15 protein-coding genes are annotated in these 19,985 nt (G+C 47.6%); 7 read left to right on the top strand and 8 right to left on the bottom strand.

Going from position 1 to position 19,985, the window contains the following annotated elements; translation table 11 throughout:
- Positions 1 to 32: 32 nt before the first annotated feature.
- The 3 genes from LX69_RS14930 to LX69_RS14920 form a co-directional block, all read right to left on the bottom strand.
- Positions 33 to 596, bottom strand: a complete 564-nt coding sequence (locus tag LX69_RS14930) for a helix-turn-helix domain-containing protein (protein ID WP_111446851.1) — start codon at positions 594 to 596, stop codon at positions 33 to 35.
- Between the two features lie 276 nt (positions 597 to 872).
- Positions 873 to 3,845, bottom strand: a complete 2,973-nt coding sequence (locus LX69_RS14925; protein ID WP_245935039.1) for a PEP/pyruvate-binding domain-containing protein — start codon at positions 3,843 to 3,845, stop codon at positions 873 to 875.
- 140 nt (positions 3,846 to 3,985) lie between these two features.
- A complete protein-coding gene (locus LX69_RS14920; protein ID WP_111446849.1) occupies positions 3,986 to 5,035 on the bottom strand; it encodes an Rpn family recombination-promoting nuclease/putative transposase in 1,050 nt (349 codons plus the stop codon).
- A gap of 213 nt (positions 5,036 to 5,248) precedes the next feature.
- Here LX69_RS14920 and LX69_RS14915 point away from each other — a divergent pair, with 213 nt between their 5' ends.
- Complete coding sequence (locus tag LX69_RS14915) at positions 5,249 to 5,680, top strand: hypothetical protein (RefSeq protein WP_111446848.1); 432 nt, start codon at positions 5,249 to 5,251, stop codon at positions 5,678 to 5,680.
- A gap of 4 nt (positions 5,681 to 5,684) precedes the next feature.
- Here LX69_RS14915 and LX69_RS14910 read toward each other — a convergent pair whose 3' ends face one another.
- The 5 genes from LX69_RS14910 to LX69_RS14885 all read right to left on the bottom strand — a co-directional run bounded on the left by LX69_RS14910 (position 5,685) and on the right by LX69_RS14885 (position 11,268).
- Positions 5,685 to 6,089 (bottom strand): acyl-CoA thioesterase, encoded by a 405-nt coding sequence (locus LX69_RS14910; RefSeq protein WP_111446847.1) that lies wholly within the window; start codon positions 6,087 to 6,089, stop codon positions 5,685 to 5,687.
- Positions 6,090 to 6,098: 9 nt separating this feature from the next.
- Positions 6,099 to 7,289: a [FeFe] hydrogenase H-cluster maturation GTPase HydF gene (hydF, locus tag LX69_RS14905; protein WP_111446846.1), complete on the bottom strand. Its 1,191-nt coding sequence runs from the start codon at positions 7,287 to 7,289 to the stop codon at positions 6,099 to 6,101.
- Between the two features lie 632 nt (positions 7,290 to 7,921).
- A complete protein-coding gene (locus tag LX69_RS14895; protein ID WP_111446844.1) occupies positions 7,922 to 8,467 on the bottom strand; it encodes a hypothetical protein in 546 nt (181 codons plus the stop codon).
- 210 nt (positions 8,468 to 8,677) lie between these two features.
- Complete coding sequence (locus LX69_RS14890) at positions 8,678 to 9,841, bottom strand: sigma-54-dependent transcriptional regulator (RefSeq protein WP_111446843.1); 1,164 nt, start codon at positions 9,839 to 9,841, stop codon at positions 8,678 to 8,680.
- 476 nt (positions 9,842 to 10,317) lie between these two features.
- On the bottom strand, positions 10,318 to 11,268 hold the full coding sequence (locus LX69_RS14885) for a Ppx/GppA phosphatase family protein (protein WP_111446842.1): 951 nt from the start codon (positions 11,266 to 11,268) through the stop codon (positions 10,318 to 10,320).
- 303 nt (positions 11,269 to 11,571) lie between these two features.
- Here LX69_RS14885 and LX69_RS14880 point away from each other — a divergent pair, with 303 nt between their 5' ends.
- From LX69_RS14880 to cas2, 6 genes are all read left to right on the top strand, one after another.
- Positions 11,572 to 12,174 (top strand): hypothetical protein, encoded by a 603-nt coding sequence (locus LX69_RS14880; protein WP_111446841.1) that lies wholly within the window; start codon positions 11,572 to 11,574, stop codon positions 12,172 to 12,174.
- Between the two features lie 60 nt (positions 12,175 to 12,234).
- The gene (locus tag LX69_RS14875) at positions 12,235 to 13,149 is read left to right on the top strand and encodes a helix-turn-helix transcriptional regulator (RefSeq protein ID WP_111446840.1); all 915 of its coding nucleotides are present in this window, start codon (positions 12,235 to 12,237) and stop codon (positions 13,147 to 13,149) included.
- Between the two features lie 129 nt (positions 13,150 to 13,278).
- Positions 13,279 to 13,611, top strand: coding sequence for an HIRAN domain-containing protein (locus LX69_RS14870; RefSeq protein WP_111446839.1), 333 nt, complete (start codon positions 13,279 to 13,281; stop codon positions 13,609 to 13,611).
- Between the two features lie 304 nt (positions 13,612 to 13,915).
- Positions 13,916 to 18,550, top strand: coding sequence for a type II CRISPR RNA-guided endonuclease Cas9 (cas9, locus tag LX69_RS14865; RefSeq protein ID WP_111446838.1), 4,635 nt, complete (start codon positions 13,916 to 13,918; stop codon positions 18,548 to 18,550).
- 103 nt (positions 18,551 to 18,653) lie between these two features.
- Positions 18,654 to 19,553 carry a type II CRISPR-associated endonuclease Cas1 gene (gene cas1 / locus LX69_RS14860; RefSeq protein ID WP_111446837.1) on the top strand — a complete coding sequence of 300 codons (900 nt, stop codon included), beginning with the start codon at positions 18,654 to 18,656 and terminating at the stop codon, positions 19,551 to 19,553.
- A gap of 4 nt (positions 19,554 to 19,557) precedes the next feature.
- Positions 19,558 to 19,887: a CRISPR-associated endonuclease Cas2 gene (gene cas2, locus LX69_RS14855; RefSeq protein WP_245935038.1), complete on the top strand. Its 330-nt coding sequence runs from the start codon at positions 19,558 to 19,560 to the stop codon at positions 19,885 to 19,887.
- Positions 19,888 to 19,985: the final 98 nt, after the last annotated feature.

Genomic DNA, 19,985 nt, shown 5'->3' with positions numbered 1-19,985 from the left:
TTACGAAATTGTGGGCAAATGTTACAACATTTTCAGGATCCCACGCGATCCAGGGGGGTGCGGGGTGGCCGTTGCTGTTTGAATTGAGTAGGGGTAAGTCCGGTGATTTTTTTGAACTGGCCCGACAGGTAGGCCACGCTGGCATAACCCAGTTGATCGGCAATTTGGCTCAGGGAGAGCTCGTGGTAGGTGAGCAGTTCTTTTACCCTCTCAATTTTTTGGTGGATGATGTACTTTTCGATGGTGATGCCTTCGGTTTCGGAAAAGAGGGAGCTCAGGTAGGCGTAATCCTTGTGCAGGTGCGATTCGATGTAAGTCGAATGGTTCACTTTAACCGGGGTGTCGTGATGGTGAATGAACCCGATGATGACGTTTTTAATCTTCTCCACCAGGCGGGTTTTGGTGTCGTCAATCAACTCAAAGCCCAGACCGGTGAGACGGTTCTCCAGTTCGGCAAGGCGTTGGGGTGACAGGGGGAACGCCGTTTCGACTTCGCCCAGGGAGATGCCAAGGGGGGGATGACCCAGTTGTTCAAAGCACTGCCCAACGATGAGGATGCATCGGTCGCAGACCATGTTCTTGATGTAATAGTGCATGTGAGATGGTTTCAAATGTGGGTGGTTTGCAAATTAACCTTTTTTGCGTTGAGGTGGTTCATGCTCAGGTGAGATTTCAACAGTAACAGGTTGACAGCTCGCGAAGACGATGTGAGTGTGAGCTCCGGCGCTGTATGTCATGTGTGTGTCGAGCGGTGGGGCAATTCTCTTCTAATGCCAATGGGATAAAGTTTATTCTTTCATCGTCACGCAAAAAATGACCGAGGCGCAACAAATTAAATTGTTGCGCCTCGGTCATTTTTTAGTGGATGCGGTTTATTCAAACACCACCACGGCCTTTTGCTCCCGTCCGTTCATCAATATGCGGAGTGGTTTTTCAAATTCCACGTGCTTGAAATAGTGGGTTTCGGTCACCACTTTTTGTTGTGCCAGAATGTCGAGGTTCACCCATTCCTTGTTCGACGAGCTGTGTTGAATGGAGAAATAGCCCACATTCATGGAGGTGACGTTGTGAAAGAAGTGCGACCCCAGTGACGCGTCGAGGGGAAAGTTGGGCAGTCCCATTTCGACAATCACACGAGCCTTGGCAATTTGCGACCACAGCACGGGAATACCGGTGAACTTATCGCGGGTGCCCCATCGGCCGGGACCAATGAGGATGTACTCTTTATTCTCTCGCACCATCATTTTGTTGAGTTCTTCCATTTCGCGAGCCATAAGGTCGGTTTTGGTGCGATCAAACTTGGTGATGTCCATGTAGATGACGTCTTTCACGTAGTCGATGCAGCCATTGCCCATGCCTTTGTTCGATTGGAGCACGATTTTTTGCGGGTCAATCTCTTCTAAGTTGATGTCGGCATGGTTTTCGACCCTGATGAGTGGCTTGATTTGCAGCAGGTAGAGGGTCGGAAGGCCGCGGCGTCCTTTGTCCATGTCCACGGCAAACTCAATTTCAACGGGCGAACCCAAAGCGTCGCGAAAAAAGCGCAGCAGCATGTCGAGTGTGCCCGACAGGGGCAGGTAATCGTATTGAATGATGTTGGCAAAGTTGACTACCCGTGGCCCTTTGTGGCTGAAGTCGTTCATGATGCGGTCGTACTGATAGTCGTACACCGATGCGCAATGGCGAAGGGTGCCATCCTCCTCGGCCTCCTTGATGGGTAGGCGGTTAAGGGTGGCCTCTTCGCCAGCCGCCAGATCAAAGTCGTTGTTGTCGAGCGCCAATGAATAGAAGTGGGTTTGCGAGTCCTTTATTTGGTCGCTGATGGTGTTCATTTCCAGACGTGGATGTCGCGGGCAAAACCGGAAGGCTTTTTCGCCTCCCACCACGTATATGCCCAGCCCCACGGCCAACACCGCGAATCCGTCCTCTGGCTTCATGTGCGAGTAGGGATAGTAGTTGTACGACTGCGCCACGCCACTGATGTGAGGATAATATCGGTCGCCCGAACGCTGTCCCACCAGTTCCTGAATGATGACGGCCATCTTTTCTTCTTCCACCTTGTAGTTGACGGCCTTGAAATAAGCCCGTGCCGACGGGCTGAATACCGAGGCGTACACCAGCTTGATGGCGGTGCACAGTTGGTTGAAGCGCACTTCGGCATCGGGATGGTTGTTGGGGATGACATAAGTGCTGTAAACCCCCGCAAAGGGCTGCACCATGGAGTCTTCAAAAAGGCCCGACGAGCGAACCGCCAGTGGCTTGTGCATGTGAGCCACAAATTCTCGCAGTTTGCCTTGCAATTCTTCACTGAGCGAGGCATTCAAAAAGGCTTTCTGAATATCCTCTTCGTTGTCAACTTCATCGAGGACGAGCGAAAAGAGGTCGTTGGCTTCAATAAAGTTGGTGTATTCGGCCGTGCCGATGATGGTGGTGGCAGGGATGCTGATGTTCAGGTCTGGGATGATGCTCTCGAAGTCGATGTTTTCGATGAAGTTGCTCAAAAAAGCCACCCCACGTCCCTTGCCGCCAAAGGAACCCTCGCCAATGCGCATCACAAAGCGGTTGTTGTTCACCAATGACGGGTCGAACATCACCACGCGCCCACGCAGGCGCTCAATGCGCACCTGTTCAAAGGTGTTGAGGATGGTTTGGCGCAGTTTGTTGGAGCTATCAAAGTCTTCAATCTGGTATGGCCGCAGGCGTTTGGCCAGGTTAATTTCGCCCCGTGCCATGAGCCATGCCGAGATGCCGTTTCGTTTGGAATGGAACAGGAGCGACTCGGCAGGTATCTCTTCGAGGCATTTGACGAATTCACGCAGGTTAGTGGCCGTGGCAATTTTCACACCCCGCGAGTTGAGGAAGTCAAAGCTTCCAAAGCCCAACTTTTCGTGGATGAAGTCTGAGATTTCCTGCGAAAGGTTGTCGGAATTTTTGTCGACAAAGGTGGCGTTGACCAGAGTGGCTTTTTCGGCGTTCGACGGGTCGGACGATTGCAGCAGGCAGGGGATGGAGACTTTCGATTTGACGTATTTGATGAGTTCCACGCCTGCGTATTCATCGTGGATGTTGTCCTTCATGTATTTCACGTCGGAGATGACGCACAGCAGGTTGTCGAGGTACTTGTCAACAATGGCCACGGCTTCTTCGTAACTGCTCACCAATAGTATTTTGGGCCTGACGCGCATCTTCATCATGCGTTGAATTTGGTCGTTGCTGTCCTCCTCCATCAGGTTTTGCGTTTGGGTCATCACAATGGAATAGAGCAAAGGGAGATATCGGGAGTAGTACCGTTCCGAGTCCTCCACCAGCAGGATGACGCGCACATCGCCCACTTCGGTGTCGCGGGCGAGGTTTTTAAGATCCTCTACGTACTTAATCATGGCCAGGAACACGCGAGTGTCGCCATTCCACACAAACACGCGCTCGATGCTGGGGCATTTCACACCTTCGTTGAATCGTTTCAGGTCGCTGTTGTTGTTCACCAGTAACAGGATGGGCAGGTCGGGCTTCTCCTTTTTCATGGCAGCAGCCATCTCCACGGGCGCCACCATGTCGATGCCGGCCATGACAATGACCATATCGAATTCCGTTTGTTTGAGAGCTTCCAAAGCTTCCTCGCGGGTGGCCACACTGGTGATACGGGGAGCCGACAGGATGTTGAGCTGGAGATACTCGCCAAAAATTTTGTCAAAAAAGCGCCCCTCACGCACCATGGCGTACGAGTCGTAATAGGTGGCCACCAGCAACAGTTGCCCCACTTTAAAGGGCATCAGCTCCTGAAAGATGTCATAGTCGGTATGTCGGCGTTTGTATACTTTTGAGAGTTCAATGTGTTGCGTGTTCATAAGCATTATGAAATGGTGTGACAAAGAAAAACCGGAAACGAAACGTCCGGTTTTTGTATATGGGCTATGAAAATAGTGTTTTTAGACCAGTAAATGGTGATTTAAAAGACGAAAGTCAATTCAGATGGATGATTTTTGAGTTATTCCATCTCGTTGAGGTGGTTTTCGGCCGCAGAGCCGTATTTTTGATAAAGCTCCAGCAATTGATGTACTGCCTGTTCGGGGAGCGATAGTATTTGTGCGACTTGCTCAACCGCTATTTTGTTGTTCAGCATCAACAGCGCTGAGAGGTACAGGCCTTTTTGAATGCCTTGTTTTTCACCTTTAGCCAAGCCGATTTCTAAACCTTCGACTCTTCCTTTTTCTATACCTTCGATTCTCCCTTTTTCTATACCTTCGATTCTCCCTTTTTCCAAACCTTCAACTCTTCCTTTTTCCAAACCTTCAACCCTCCCTTGTTCCAGTCCTTCAACCCTCCCGCGTTCTTCTGCATCGAGGAAGGCCGAACGTTCGGCGCGAATGGAGTCCCAGTATTGGTCGTAGTGCTCGAGTTGCTCTTTGGAGTAGGAGCCGGATTCGAGGATGTGGACGGCTTCACTGATGAGGGCTTCGTGGAGCAGTTCGTCGGGTATTTGGCTGGTGCCGTCCTCTATTTCGGTGAGGAACTTGAGCCAAAGAACCTGCATGCGTTTGTCGCGTAGGTTGGCGGCCTTGAATTTTGGCAGTTCAACGAAGACAAATTCGAGGCCTTCGATTTGTTTTTCAGGATGGGCGTGGTTGACAATTTTAAAGTGGTGATAGTAGTCGGCCAGTTGGGGTTCAAACGTTTCGTTGACCAGGCTAAGGGCATAGACGGGCTGTAGGAGTTTGTATTCCTTGGCGTTGTCGAGTTGTTTGACGTATGCCTTTGAGGCGTTGAACACCACTCGGTTTTTGAAACTCTCGGTCCAGTACATCTGCATTTCGACGATGAATTGGCGTCCTTTTTGGTCACGGCAACGCACGTCGACGATGGTGCGCTTGAGGACGGTGATTTCGGGCACCAGTTCGGGCGAGAGGTATTCGAGTTCTTCGATGAGGGCATCAGGCTCGAGGGGGAGCATGCTGTTGAGGAAACTTTTGCACAGGTGCGGGTGTTCGCCAAAGATGCGCTTAAAGGTGAGGTCGTTTTTGGGATCGAGGTAACGCATAACGTGCTGTTTGGTGCAAAGATAGTAAAAATGGATGGCATGTGGTAGAGGCACGGCATGCCGTGCCTCTACCATTTGGTGTTTCAAAAAAGGTGTTTCGTCTATTTAAAATGCAAGTTGGTCAGTATTCGGGGGAAGAGGGGATAATCGATGTTTTTTATGATTAAATTTAAAAATCGTTAAAAAGCGAGAATAACCCCCCAATTTGTCGATATGTTAGCGATTCATACCACCACGGGTTCGACTTACTGGACATTTATGTCGGAGGATCAGTTGTTTGTGATTAGTCACAATGGTCAACTGAGTTATGAGCATATGCGTGAAAATTATTTGAAGATAGCTGCCGATCGGTCGCTGCCCCGGACGTTGAATGTGTTGCACGATTGTCGGAATGGGCATTTTACTTATGATATCGGTCAGGTGCAGGAGTTGGTGAGTATTTTTGAGGAGATGAGTTTGTGTTTTGATCAGGTGGTGTGGGCCGACTTGCACAACCAGCCCAAGATGACGGCTTACGGGTTTATGTTTGCCAACTTGATTGATAATCCGCGCATTCAGTATCGGTTATTTTCATCAGAAGAAGAAGCGATGGGTTGGTTGACGAACAAACGAGTGTTGGCCATCAAGCAGTTGAAGGTGAGGTGAAGCCTCAGGGGAGTTTTTGGATGGCGTTGACAAGGTCGTTACAGATGGCCAGTTTGCCGTTGATGAGGCTGGTGGTGGTGACGATGCCTTTGAGGCATATTTTTTGGTCGGGCAGGCGGTAGATGTCTTGGTAAAAGATGTATTTGAGACCTTCGTGGACCAGTCGGAGACGCACCACGAAGTGGTCGCCGCTTTTGAGCGGAGTTTTGTAGGCCAGATCGATGCGAGCCACTACGGCCACGATTCCCTGATGAAATAATTCCTGAAAGTTAAGTCCCAGCGTGAGCAGAAACTCATGGCGTGCGTGTTCGAGGTAGTTTTGATAGACGCTGTTGTTGACGATTCCTTGGAGGTCGCATTCGTAGTCGCGCACCTTAAATTCCAGTTCGTAATGATAGTTTTGAGACATGAGAGATGATTAATTGTTGAATGGTTTTATGGCACGCTGGTAGATGCCGTGCATCCAGGCGATGGCCATGCCGTAGTTGGTGACGGGAATGCCGGCGTCGATGGCAGGTTTGAGGCGGTTGAGGATTTGTTTTCGGGTAATCATACATCCGCCGCATTGTATCAACAAGGCATATTGGTTGATGGGGCGGGGGATGGCATCGAGACCGGCCACCACATCGAAGTCGAGTTCCTTGCCGGTGAACTGGCGCATCCAGCGGGGTATTTTCACGCGACCGATGTCATCGCAGGTGGTGTGGTGGGTGCAGGATTCGAGAATGAGGACGCGGTCGCCGTTGTTGAGCATTGAGATGTGCGGGGTTCCCTTTTTGTAGTTTTCAAAGTCGCCTTTGAAGCGGGCCAGCATGATGCTGAAGCTGGTGAGGGGGATGTGGGGGGGGATCATTTGGTTGGCCTTGTCGAACACCTGGCTGTCGGTGATGGCGATGGCGGGTTGGATGGCGGTGTTTTTGAGGAAGGCATCGACCTGGGTTTCTTTGAGGACGATGCAAACGGCATCGTTGTCGAGTGTGTCGCGGATGGCCTGCACCTGCGGGAGAATCATGCGACCTTCGGGGGCTGCGATGTCGATGGGGGTGATGAGCAACACGATGTCGTTAGGGTGGATGAGGTCGCCCAGCAGGGGCGGGTTTTTGAATGATGCTTCGGGAATGGCTTTTTGGATGGCCGACACCACGGGGTCGATGGAGGCGTGCTGGTTGAACTCGACCACGGCCAGGGCGCCGGCGCTGACGCACAGCGAGGCGATGTGGTTGGAGAGGGGTTGCTGGTCGGATTTGTTGGCCACCACGATGAAAGGGATGTCGTAGTGTTTAATTTTTTGGATGAGCTGGGCTTCGAGGTCGTCAAAGCAGTTGTTGGCGATGACCACCACGGCCAGGTCGATGAGGCTGAGGGAGTGGTGGGTTTTGTTGACGCGTTTGAGTCCCAGTTCGCCATGGTCGTCGATGCCGGCGGTGTCGACGAGCACCACGGGGCCGAAGCCGGTGATTTCGAGGGATTTTTTCACGGGATCGGTGGTGGTTCCGGGCACGTTGCTGACGATGGCTACGTCCTGGCCGGCCAGTCGGTTGATGAGGGTGCTTTTACCGTTGTTGCGGCGTCCGTAGATGCCGATGTGGGGGTGGCGGTCTTTAGGCATGGCGGGAGTGGATTTAGTGATGAGGGGGTAAAGTTAGAAAGTTTTTTGGGGAGTTTGATGCCCTTTGAGTGCGTGAGGGAGGGCTGGCCTTGACAGGATTGAAATCCAGCCTTACAGGATGGGGAGAGTCGCCGCCTCTGTGTGGGAGGGGGCGTGCCAATTCCCGGGGGATTGGGTGTTTATACTTTTTGGGAATTTTGGAGGGGAGTGAAAAAGGGCTATTGAACTAAATTGTTCATGCACTCTTCATACACTATCTATGCTTTATCTATGCTTCATCTATACACCATCTATGCTTGAGGGTGGGGTAAACTTTCTGAATCCCTTGCGTGGTAAGGCTTTCAGAAAGTGGGGATTGAGGGGTTTTCGGTGATTGGGGGAGATTGGGGGTGGAGGTGTTTGTATAAAATGATACAGATTTTCGGGCTGTGGAGGTTTTTTGTTGGGGTGGGAGGACTTGACTGGATTAAAATCCAGTGTTACAAGATTGGGCGAGCGGATGGCTCTGGGATGGATGTGAGGGGCTTTGATGCGGTGGTGTGGACTGGATTGAAATCCAGCCTTACAAGATGGGGCGAGCCGATGGCTCTGAGTGTGGTGACGTTGGGTGATTGGGTTATGAGCACGTTGTATTAGCCAAGGAGCAGATCCATTTCCTGAGCGAGGATGGAGGATTGGGGTGTGGTAATTTCCCAGACGCCTTTGTCGATGAGTTGTTTTTTGAGGAATAGGAAGGTGGTGACGGGGAACTCGTCTTTTTGCCATTTTTGGGAGTAGTTGAGGAGTCCCATTTGTTTGATCATGTCGTCGAGTTCTTTGAGTATGGCGTAGAAAAAGAGGTTCATCTTGCAGGAGGCATCGATGGCCAGGTCGGTGCCGGAGTCGTCAAAGATGTCGGTGATTTTAAAGATTTTTACTTGAAGGGTGTCTCCGTCGGGGGTGGTGAGCACCCATCGGAGAGCCCCGTTTTGGCCATACCACTCAATCCAGGCCTGGTTTTCTTCGCCCCACATGTGAGCCGGGTTGAGAATCATTCCGGCCATGCCGTTGAGCAGGTCGTAGAGGGGGTTGGCGTGGTTGGTGGCATCAAAGTCGACCTGGTTGCCATTGACGGCAAAGGTCATTTTGGCCATCCCGTTTTGGGTGATGCGGTATGAGAATTGAACGGGATTCTTCATTTGGTGTAAAAAGTATCAAGATTTCGTTTCAAGGCTTTGGGAAAATCAAGGTCTTGCAACGTTTCATTCATCTTATGAGAAAAATAGTTCATCAAAAAAGAGCACCCGGTTCAAGCAAAAGTGAAACAGGGATTAACGGCTAATAAAAATAAAAATAAGAATTAAAAGTAGAGGCCATTTGTGAAAAAAAATGTGGGGGGAAGCGAAATATTAAATATTTGGCCGGGCATAGGTTTTTACATCCTCGGCGGTGATGGTGTCGGTGCAGAGGATGATGAGACGTTCCATCACGTTGCGGAATTCGCGGATATTGCCGGTCCAGTTGATGGATTGGAGCTCGATGATGGCCTGTTGGTCGAGTTGTTTGGGGGGACATTTCAGTTCGTCACAAATCTTCTTCAAAAAGTATTCGGCCAGCAGGGGGATGTCGTCGAGGCGATCGTTGAGCGCCGGGGCGTGTATGAGGATGACGCTGAGGCGGTGGTAGAGATCCTCGCGGAAGGTTCCTTTTTTAATTTCGTCCTGTAGGTTTTTGTTGGTGGCGGCCAGCACGCGCACGTCCACGCGGATGTCCTTGTCGCTGCCCACGCGTGAGATGATATTTTCTTGCAGGGCGCGCAGCACCTTGGCTTGGGCTGAGAGGCTCATATCGCCAATTTCGTCGAGGAAGATGGTGCCGCCGTCGGCTTGTTCGAACTTGCCTTTGCGTTGTTTGATGGCCGAGGTGAATGCGCCTTTTTCGTGGCCAAAGAGTTCGCTTTCGATAAGTTCGGAGGGGATGGCGGCGCAGTTGACTTCGATGAAAGGCATGGCGGCGCGGGGGCTTTTTTCGTGCAGGGCACGGGCAATGAGCTCCTTGCCGGTACCGTTGCTGCCGGTGATGAGCACGCGGGCATCGGTGGGTGCCACTTTATCAATCATGGCTTTCACCTTGTTGATGGCGTCGGACTGTCCCACCATTTCGTAGGTCTTGCTCACCTGTTTTTTGAGCACGCGGGTTTCGGTGACGAGTTCTTTTTTCTCGACGGCGTTGCGGATGCACACCAGCAGGCGATTGAGGTCGAGGGGTTTCTCGATGAAGTCGTAGGCGCCTTTTTTGATGGCTTCCACGGCGGTGTCGATGTTGCCGTGACCCGAGATCATGATCACGGGCACGTCGGGGTTGATGGCCAGGATGCGGCCAAGCACCTCCATGCCATCCATGTCGGGCATTTTGATGTCGCAAAGCACCACTTCGTGTTTTTCGGCTTCAAACAGTTGCAGACCTTGCGGGCCGTTTTCGGCCAGCGAAACTTCGTGGCTCTCGTATTCGAGCACATCCTTGAGGGTGTTGCGGATGCCTTTTTGGTCGTCGATGACTAGGATTTTGGACATGGCTTTTTTTTATTATCAGGCATTAAGTATCAATTTCGTTTCGTTAAGAGAAGAAGACATCAGACGCTGAGACAGATGATGAGATTAGGAAAGATATTTAGATCAGTCTTCTTCGTCTTCGCAGTCTAATCAGTCTGTCTATGGTTCAATATCGTTAAGTTATGCCCTGAAAGGGCGATAAGCAGTAGCGTAGGGCATCGCCCTACGATGAATGCAAACTCATTCTTAGAGCCCTGAAAGGGCGAAAGCTTAACCCCTTTCATGGCTTGAGCGCGATTTCTACATTTAACAGGGCTTAGCCCTGCTCTAATGCTGTCGCCCCCTTGGGGCTTAACTAAACGTTATTGGTCTATGGTCAATAATTCTTCTTGTCTATTATTCGATTGTACTAATTAAACGAAATTTTATCAGGTATCAAGTATCAAGAGTTGAGACGATGTTTGATTGTCTTGATACTTGCTATTTGTGTCTTGCTACTATTTATTAAAAACAGAACTTTTATGGATGATGTTGAGCAGTGCGCCTTCTTTGAGGGCGTAGGCGCACTGCCACATTTGGGTGATGTCGCATCGTTTGACGATGAAGTGGATGAACATGGATGCCAGCACGATGAGTTCGACGCGATGTGGATCCATGCGTTTCATGGCGGCGCGCTCCTCGATGGTTGAAGCCAGGAAGCGGCGGTGTATCTCGTGAAAATGCGTCATGCTGATGTGATAGGTGAGCAGCTTGCTGACGTCGAGCAGGGGGTGGTATTTGGCCGAAATCATGGCGGCCAGGGTGTCGAAGCTGCCCGATGAGCCAATGAGGGTGTGCACGGGATGTTGCTGCAGGGCGTCAAAGAGTAGTTGCAGCTCCTGTTCGAAATAGGCTTCGATGGTGTCGATTTCCGGTTGGGTGATGGGGCTGTTGGGCGAGAACTTGTCGAAGAGCTTTGAGACGCCCAGGTTGAAGCTGTGTTTCCAGATGACGCCATCGCGATTGGCAATGATGAATTCGTTGCTGCCGCCCCCAATGTCGAGCACCATCACTTTTTCGTCGGCAATGGGCACCACTTGTTTGATGCCGTCGAAGATGAGCTGCGCCTCGGTTTGTCCGTCGATGACGCGGATGGTGAGCCCCAGCTCCTGTTTGACGAGGTTGACGAAGTCGTTGCCGTTATCGGCGCTGCGGATGGCAGCGGTGGCAAAGCAATGAATGTTGGCGTGGTTCACCTCAAAGCGGGCAATGGTGGCCAGGTGGGTGCGCAGGGCATCTAAACCGCGCTGCACGGCCTCGGGGGTGATGGTGCGGTGGTTGATGCCGCCCTTGCCCAGCTTGGCGTGGCACTTGCTTTCGTGGCGGATGACGTAGGAACCCTCGGGGGTGGTTTCGGCTACCAGCAGGTTGAAGGTGTTGGTGCCCAGGTCGATGATGGCGATGTTCATCAGGGTATGAGTATCAAGATGTGAGTAGTAAGATGTTAAGTATAAAGATGCAAGTATCAAGACACAAGGAGCAAGATGCAAGATATAGGGTGTTGATGTGCAAAAATAGTGAAAGTTTTGGATGGAGGTGATGGGGGGTGTAACTGGGGTATTGGTTGCGGTTTTGGATGATGTTGGTAGATGAAATGGATAATTTTGTCATCTGGTTGTGTTTTTTGTTTAAAAGTTGTGCGGTTTTGCCATATTTAATAGCTGTTATAAGAGATGTGTCGATTGAATGTTTTACCATCCATATGAAATAAGATGCAGCCATTTGAGAGTTTAAATGCCGGGGGGGAGTATCACGTCTACAGCCATGGGGTAGGAGGGTGCGATTTGTTTGTGGAGCCGGAGGACTATGATTATTTCTTGAAGCTATACGGAAAATATGTTTCGCCGGTGGCTGATACTCATGCGTGGGTGTGGCTGAAAAATCACTTTCATGTGTTGGTGAGGGTGGATGAAAATGGTCAATCTGATGGTTTTTTAGACCTGTCAGGTCTAAAAAACAAACCACCGCACCAGCACTTTTCAAATTTGTTTAACGCCTATTCAAAGGCTATTAATAAACTTTACAACACCCATGGTGCCCTGTTTGAGCGCCCCTTTCAACGTAAGCGCATTGATAACCCGGATTATCTATGTAATGTGGTGGCAAAAATTCACCACAATCCTGTGCATTATGGTTTTTGCAAACATCCGTTGGAGTATCCATGGAGCAGCTATTTGACATGTCTGTCGGATAAACCAACCCAATTGCGCCGCGATGAGGTGATGAGCTGGTTTGGGAATAAGGCGGCATTTGAAGCGGGGCATGAGAGCCATGATTTGAAACAGAATTGGCATCTGTTTGAGTTTGAGGAATGACGTTTCGTTTGATGGGTTCAAGAGAACGGAAGTGAAGGTTGAAAAATAAAATAACAAAATATGAGTGATCAGCAAAAGTTGCGTAAGATGCTTGAGATGTTGCTTCTGCTTTCGGGCAACATCCGATATACCAAGGCTCAATTGGCCGATAAATACGACATTTCGGAGCGGACGGTGTATCGTTATTTAGAGACGTTTCAGGAGGCAGGTTTGGTAATTCGACAGGAAGCGGGACGGGTGAGCATTGATCGTTGTCAGTCGGAGTTTAAGGAAATTAGTGAGTTGTTGCATTTCTCCGAAGAGGAGGCTTACATTCTTGGGAAGGCGATTCATGCGATTGATGACACGACAGTGATTAAGAGTAACCTGGTGAAGAAGCTTTATTCGTTGTACGACTTTAAGCGGGTTGCGCACACGGTTGTGAAACGGTCGCATGCCGAGAATGTGCATCAGGTGCTCGAAGCCATTGAGCGGCGTCGACAGGTACGTTTGCTCGGGTATCGGTCGGCGAGTAGCAATGGCATCACTGATCGTTTGGTAGAGCCGTTTGATTTCACCACTAATTATATCTCGGTGTGGTGTTACGAGCCGGTGACCGGTCAAAACAAGCTCTTCAAGACGTCGCGCATTGGGCGGGTGGAGGTGACTGATGAACCGTGGCATCACCAAGCGTTTCATGATGCAGGGTTTATGGATGTGTTTCGCATCAGTAGCGGTGAGCAGATACCGGTGCGGCTCGAGCTGTCGTTGCGAGCCAAGAGCTTGTTGGAGGAGGAGTATCCACTGGCAGAGCAGTTTATTCAACCTGTTGGTAACGGTCGCTACCTTTTTGAGGCATCGGTGTGTTCGTTCGATGGGGTGGGGCGTTTTGTCTTAGGGCTATGCACAGAGGTGCGGGTGCTGGAGCCGACGGCTCTTTCGTTATATCTGGCTGAAAAAATTAGACAAAGTTTTTTTGGTGTTGACACTCGTTGACAAAATGCGATGGTAATTTTCGGTTCATAAATTATCCACAGATGAAACGAGCCATGAGCAAGCTAACTCACACATGAGGATGATTGTTGGCGAGTTCCATGTGGCCATTGAAAAACAAATTATTGACACATGAAAAGACGACACTTTACCCACTTTAACATTTCGGGTTTCTCGTATTACGAAGGTCCCATTGTGTTTAACGATTTAAAAATTGGTACCGAACTGCGACTGGTGTATGAGCCCGACAATAAGTACGATCCCAAGGCAGTGGCCATCTATTTTGGTGATGAGAAACTGGGCTTTGTACCCCGTAGCGACAACAACGAAATCAGTAAGTTACTCGAGATGGGGCATGACGTATTTGAAACCCGTGTTCAGCGAATTGATGCCACACAACATCCCGAGAATCAGGTGGGGGTGATTGTGTATGTGAAAAAAAATGACATTCAAAGCGAAGTGTGAAGAATGGTATGTTAAAGATATCCCCGATAGGGTTTTTACCTTGTCGGGGATAATTATTTTGAGATTGTATGTTTTAAAACATCTGTTATATGGTCATTAGATCGGGAATTATTACCAGAATTAATATTGAACAATAAAGTATTTGACTATTTTTAAACCCCTGTGGACGCAATGAATTTGGGCAATAAAAAAAGGCGAGTTGCCCCGCCTTAAATGTTTTCACAACGGAATAATCCTTATTGTGAGTTGCTTCAAATTGTATGATTCAAACATATAAATATTAACCGAGAAAATCAAATTTGCAATGAAGAAAATTTTGGGTCTTGATTTAGGAACGAATTCAATAGGTTGGGCATTGGTTGACCATGAGGAAACAAAAATTGATGGAATAGGAAGCCGCATCATACCAATGGATGAAGCGACGATTGGCGATTTTAACAGTGGGAATGCCAAGTCACAAACATCGGAGCGCACCCGCTTAAGAAGTATGCGGCGCTTGAATGAGCGTTTTGTATTACGGCGCGAAAGGTTATTGAGAGTGCTTAAATTGCTTAATTTTCTGCCAACGCATTATGCCGAGGCCATTGATTTCTCAATACGGAAAGGCAAGTTTAAAGAAAATCAGGAGCCCAAAATCCAATACAAACGAACGGAAAATGGAGAGCATGAGTTTTTGTTTATGAACTCGTTTAATGAAATGTTGAAGGAGTTCCAGCTGTATCAACCCCAGCTGTTGAATGATGGAAACAAAATACCTTATGATTGGACAATTTATTACCTGCGAAAAAAGGCTTTGCGCGAAAAGATAAAAAAGGAAGAACTGGCATGGTTGTTATTGCAGTTCAATCAAAAGAGGGGCTATTATCAGGCACGAGGTGAAGAGGAAGAAGAAAAAGAAGGAAAACTTGTTGAATATCATGCTTTAAAAGTAGTTGATGTGGTTGCCGATGAGCAACGTAAAGGGAAGGATGAAGTGTGGTATTCGGTAAAACTCGAAAATGGCTGGATTTATCGTCGTTCTAGTAAAGTGCCTCTTTTTGAATGGACTGGAAAAGTCAAGGAGTTTATTGTTACAACAGAAGTGAACGAAGATGGTTCGGTAAAAAAGGACAAAGAAGGTAATGAGCGTCGGTCATTCCGTGCCCCTAAAGAAGATGATTGGGGATTGATGAAGAAAAAAACCGAAGCAGACATTGAGCGGGTAGGAAAGACTGTTGGCGAATATATTTATGAAACATTGTTACTCAGCCCAGACCAAAAAATCAAAGGTAAACTGGTACGTACCATCGAGCGCAAGTTTTATAAAGAGGAACTTAGCCAAATTCTCAAAACGCAAATTCAGTTGCACGATGAATTACAGGATAGAGAGTTGTACGTCCAATGCTTGAATGAGCTTTACCAGTTTAATGAGGCTCACAAAAACAGTATTGCCGACAAGGATTTCCTTCATTTGTTGGTGAACGATGTGCTCTTTTACCAGCGGCCGTTGAAAAGTAAAAAGTCGCTCATTGCCAATTGCCCTTATGAAGTTCGAACCTATAAGAAAGAAGGACAGAAGCTCACTTCGCCAATTAAGTGCATTGCCAAATCCAATCCATTGTTTCAGGAATTCCGTTTGTGGCAGTTTATGCAAAATCTCAGGATTTATTCGCGCGATGAGGTGGTAAACGGCAAACAGGAGACCGATGTTGATGTGACTGAACGTTTTTTTCCCGATGAGGCGGCATGGGTAGAACTGTTTGATTGGTTAAGTGAGCGCAAGGAGGTTGACCAAAAAGCATTTTTGAAGTATCCCAAATTTGGCTTGAAAAAAGATGTGTCCAAGTATCGGTGGAATTATGTCGAAGACAAACTTTATCCGTGTAACGAGACACGCGGAGCCATCCTGTCCAAACTAAAATCATGCAGTTCCGTTCCTAATGGTTTTTTGACACCTGACGTGGAGATGGAACTGTGGCACTTGCTCTATTCGGTTGACGATAAGCAGGAATTGGTCAAGGCTTTGACATCATTTGCTATCAGATACCAGTTGGGCGATGATTTTGTGGAACAGTTCAAAAAGTTCCCTCCATTCAAAAAAGATTATGGCGCCTACTCCGAAAAAGCCATTAAAAAACTGTTGCCGCTTATGCGCATGGGCAAATATTGGTGTGAAGATGCCGTTGATGCCAATGCTAAATATCGACTTCATGCCGTAAACGAGCGATTGTCCACGTTAACAACAAACACTACAATTGAAGACATTGCCGATGACGATATCCCCAAACAGGTCATCAAAAGTTTTCAAAAATGTAAATATCCATTACGGGGCTTCAACACCTATCAGGCATGTTACGCGGTGTACGGACGGCATTCCGAATCGGTGGATGCCCAAAAGTGGCAAACCCCTGCCGATATCGATAAGTTTTTGGCCAACTTTAAACAGCATTCCTTGCGAAACCCAATTGTAGAACAGGTAGTGGGAGAAACGCTCCGGGTGGTTCGCGACATTTGGCAATGCTATGGTGATGGTAAACCAAATTTCTTTGATGAAATACACATTGAGCTGGGAAGGGAGATGAAAAATCCTGCTGACAAGCGGAAACGCATGACTTCCCAAATTACAGAAAACGAAAACACCAACCTGCGCATCAAAGCCTTATTGGCAGAATTGTTGAACGATAAAGCAATAGAGGAGGTAAGACCCTATTCACCCAGTCAACAGGAGATACTAAAGATTTACGAAGAGGGGGCGCTGATGTCTGTATCTGAGATTCCTGATGATATTTTGAAAATCTCCAAGTTAAACCAGCCTACCAAGAGTGAGTTGGTACGCTATAAATTGTGGCTCGACCAAAAATACCGTTCACCATACACTGGAGAGGTCATTCCATTGTCTAAACTTTTTACGTCCGATTATCAAATCGAGCACGTCATTCCACAGTCGCGCTACTTCGATGATTCGTTGAGCAACAAAGTCATTTGCGAGGCCGAGGTGAATGCCGACAAGGACAACAATACAGCTTTTGAGTACATCAAGAACAACCAGGGTAAAATCATCGAATTGAATTATGGCAAAAAAGTCACCATTATGTCGATGGAGGGATATGGCCAGTTTGTGAAGCAATATTTTGGCCAAAACCCGGCAAAAATGAAAAAGTTGCTCATGGAGGATATCCCAGAGGATTTCATTAACCGACAGTTGAACGACAGCCGTTACATCAGCAAATACATCAAAGGACTTTTATCAAACATTGTGCGTGAGGAGGGCGAGATGGAAGCAACCACCAAGCGCGTGGTGTCGAGCAATGGGAGCATCACCACTGTTTTAAAACAGGATTGGGGGCTTAACGATGTGTGGAACGACATAGTGGCGCCTCGTTTTATCCGATTGAACGAACTGACCAACTCAACCAACTTTGGCCAATGGGTTAACAAGGGAGGGAAACAGGTTTTTCAAACCCAAATGCCTCTTGAACTTCAAAAAGGTTTCAACAAGAAGCGCATTGACCATCGGCATCATGCCATGGATGCCTTGGTGATTGCCTGTGCCACCCGCGACCATGTGAATTATCTTAATAACGAATATGCCAAGGCATCGGCCAAAGAAACCCGTTTTGATTTGCGCCGCAAACTTCGCAGGATTGAACCCAAAGAGATCGTGAAAAAGATAAACGGAGAGACCGTTCGCAAGAAGATTGACGTGGCCAAGGAGTTTTACAAGCCATGGCCCACCTTTACCCAAGATGCCCGTGAAGCACTGGAAACAACTATTGTGAGCTTTAAGCAAAACCTGAGGGTGATCAACCGAGCCGTAAACAAATACCAGCGTTGGCAACCCGATGGTGAAGGGAAAATGAAAAAGGTAACAGTTTCACAAACAGGTACCAATTGGGCCATTCGGAAGGCGATGCACAAAGATACTGTTTCTGGAGTTGTTACTTTGAAAAAGAAAAAGGCGGTGTCGTTATCGGTTGCCATTGACATGGCCTTGATTGATGTGAATGTCATTGTGGATAAAACGTTGAAGCAAGTTTTAAGAGGGCTGATTGCCAAGCACCCTGATAAAAAGGCCATTGCCAAGTATTTCAAGGACAACGATTCGCAGGTTGGTGGTGTGGATGTGTCGAAAGTTGAGGTCTATTATGCAGATGGTTCGTTGGCTGCATCACGAGTGGCGGTTGATGATAGCTTTGATTCAAGAACCATTCTTGACTGCATTACAGATACCGCCATTCAAAAAATCATGTTGAAGCATCTGGATCGGTACAATACTGTTGAAAACGGGAAAACAAAAGAACATCCCGAATTGGCTTTTTCACCCGAAGGAATAGATCAAATGAATAAGGACATTGTAAAATTGAATGGTGGGCGTTTCCATAAACCTATTTATAAAGTAAGGAAATACGAACCTGTAGGCAACAAATTCGTGGTTGGCCATAAAGGGAACAAATCGGCCAAATTTGTTGAAGCCGCCAAAGGTACCAATCTCTTTTTTGCTATTTACAAAAACGAAGAAACGGGTAAGCGCAGTTACGAAACCATACCGTTTTACAAAGTGGTAGAAATTGAAAAACAAAATGCTAAGCTTATTAAGAGTGGCACTGCCAAACGTGCCGAATTGGCGCCAGTACCATTGGTCAACGAGGCAGGCGATAGGCTGTTGTTTTATTTGTCACCCAATGATTTGGTGTATATCCCAGAGGATGAAGAGTGTGATTCTTCTGTCGTGATAGGAAATGAAGGATTGACAAAAGAACAATGTCTGCGTGTTTATAAATTTGTAAGTTGTACTGGGAATGAAGGACATTTTGTTCCGAATTTTTATTCTTCTCCTGTTCTGAAGAATGAGGTTGGTGCAAATAATAAAAGTCAAAACACTATTGATGGAAGATATCAGATTAAATCTAATTGTCTTAAGTTAAGAGTAAGTCGTTTGGGGCAAGTAATTATTGATTGATGTTTTTTGGCATACTATTTGGCATTGTCAATGTAGTTATACATAGAGTGGTAAGGACGAGAGGTTCTACCACTCTTTAATCTACTTTTTAATCCTGAATCTTATGATCAAACGAACGCTTTACTTCGGCAATCCTGCGTATTTGAAAAAACGCGACAATCAATTGGTTGTGGAATTACCCAATGACACCACTAAGCAATCGGCATCGGTACCCATCGAGGACATTGGCATGGTGGTGCTCGACCATCCTCAGATTACGATTACGCATGCCTTATTGATGGCATTGAACGAGAACAATGTGGCCACATTGAGTTGTAACAATAGCCACACGCCCGAGGCTTTGATGCTGCCTTTGGCTTCGCATCACGCATACACTGAAAAACTATACAATCAATTGGAGTCGTCTTTGCCTTTAAAGAAAAACCTTTGGCAGCAAACCGTGGTGTCCAAAATCCAAAACCAAGCGGCGTTGTTGGCTCAAAATGGGGTGACGACCGACAAGATGGATTTTTTTGTGCGACAGGTGAAAAGTGGTGACCCCGACAATGTGGAAGGTCGTGCTGCTGCTTATTATTGGAGTAACCTACTTGACCCACCCGGCTTTAAGCGTCACCGTTTTGGAGACCAACCCAATGCCATGTTCAATTATGGTTATGCAATTTTGCGAGGTGTTGTGGCGCGTTCGTTGGTAGGCAGTGGGTTGTTGCCAGCTTTGGGGATTCACCATCGCAATAAATACAATCCGTATTGTTTGGCCGACGATATCATGGAGCCTTATCGTCCCTATGTTGATCAGTTGGTGTTGGCTTATGTAGATGCGAATGAAACAGGTGAGGAATTGACGCTTGAAATGAAACGGCACTTGTTGCAAGTTCCTGTTATTGATATTGTGATAGAAGGAAAAAGCAGCCCTTTGATGGTGGGAGTGCAACGGACCACTGCCTCAGTGGCCGATTGCTTTGCAGGGATTACACGAAAAATCCTTTATCCCGAAATGCAATAGTATCATGGGACTCAATCAATACCGTATTATGTGGGTGTTTGTGTTTTTCGATTTGCCAACAGAAACCAAAAAGGATAAAAAAGAATATACTCGCTTTCGCAAATTGTTGCAAAAAGATGGGTTTGCCATGTTGCAATACTCCATTTACATCCGGCACTGCAACAGTCGCGAAAATGCAGATGTGCACATCAAGCGTGTAAAATCGTTTTTGGCGCCCAAGGGCGAAGTGATTGTGTTAACACTGACCGATAAGCAATTTGGGATGATGGAGTTTTTTCGAAGTCACCAAACGGTCAATCGACCAGGTGTACCCCAGCAGTTGGAACTGTTCTAACAGAATGAAAAAAGCCCTGTTGGTTTTGTCCATCAGGGCTTTTTTGAGCACAGTTTTTTAAATTCTAAATATTGAGCCATTTGTTTGTTGTTTAGTGT

This window comes from Breznakibacter xylanolyticus, assembly GCF_003254275.1.
Lineage (GTDB): Bacteria > Bacteroidota > Bacteroidia > Bacteroidales > Marinilabiliaceae > Breznakibacter > Breznakibacter xylanolyticus.
Note: the sequence above shows the minus strand (reverse complement) of the source record. Positions and strands in the feature narration are given on the sequence as shown.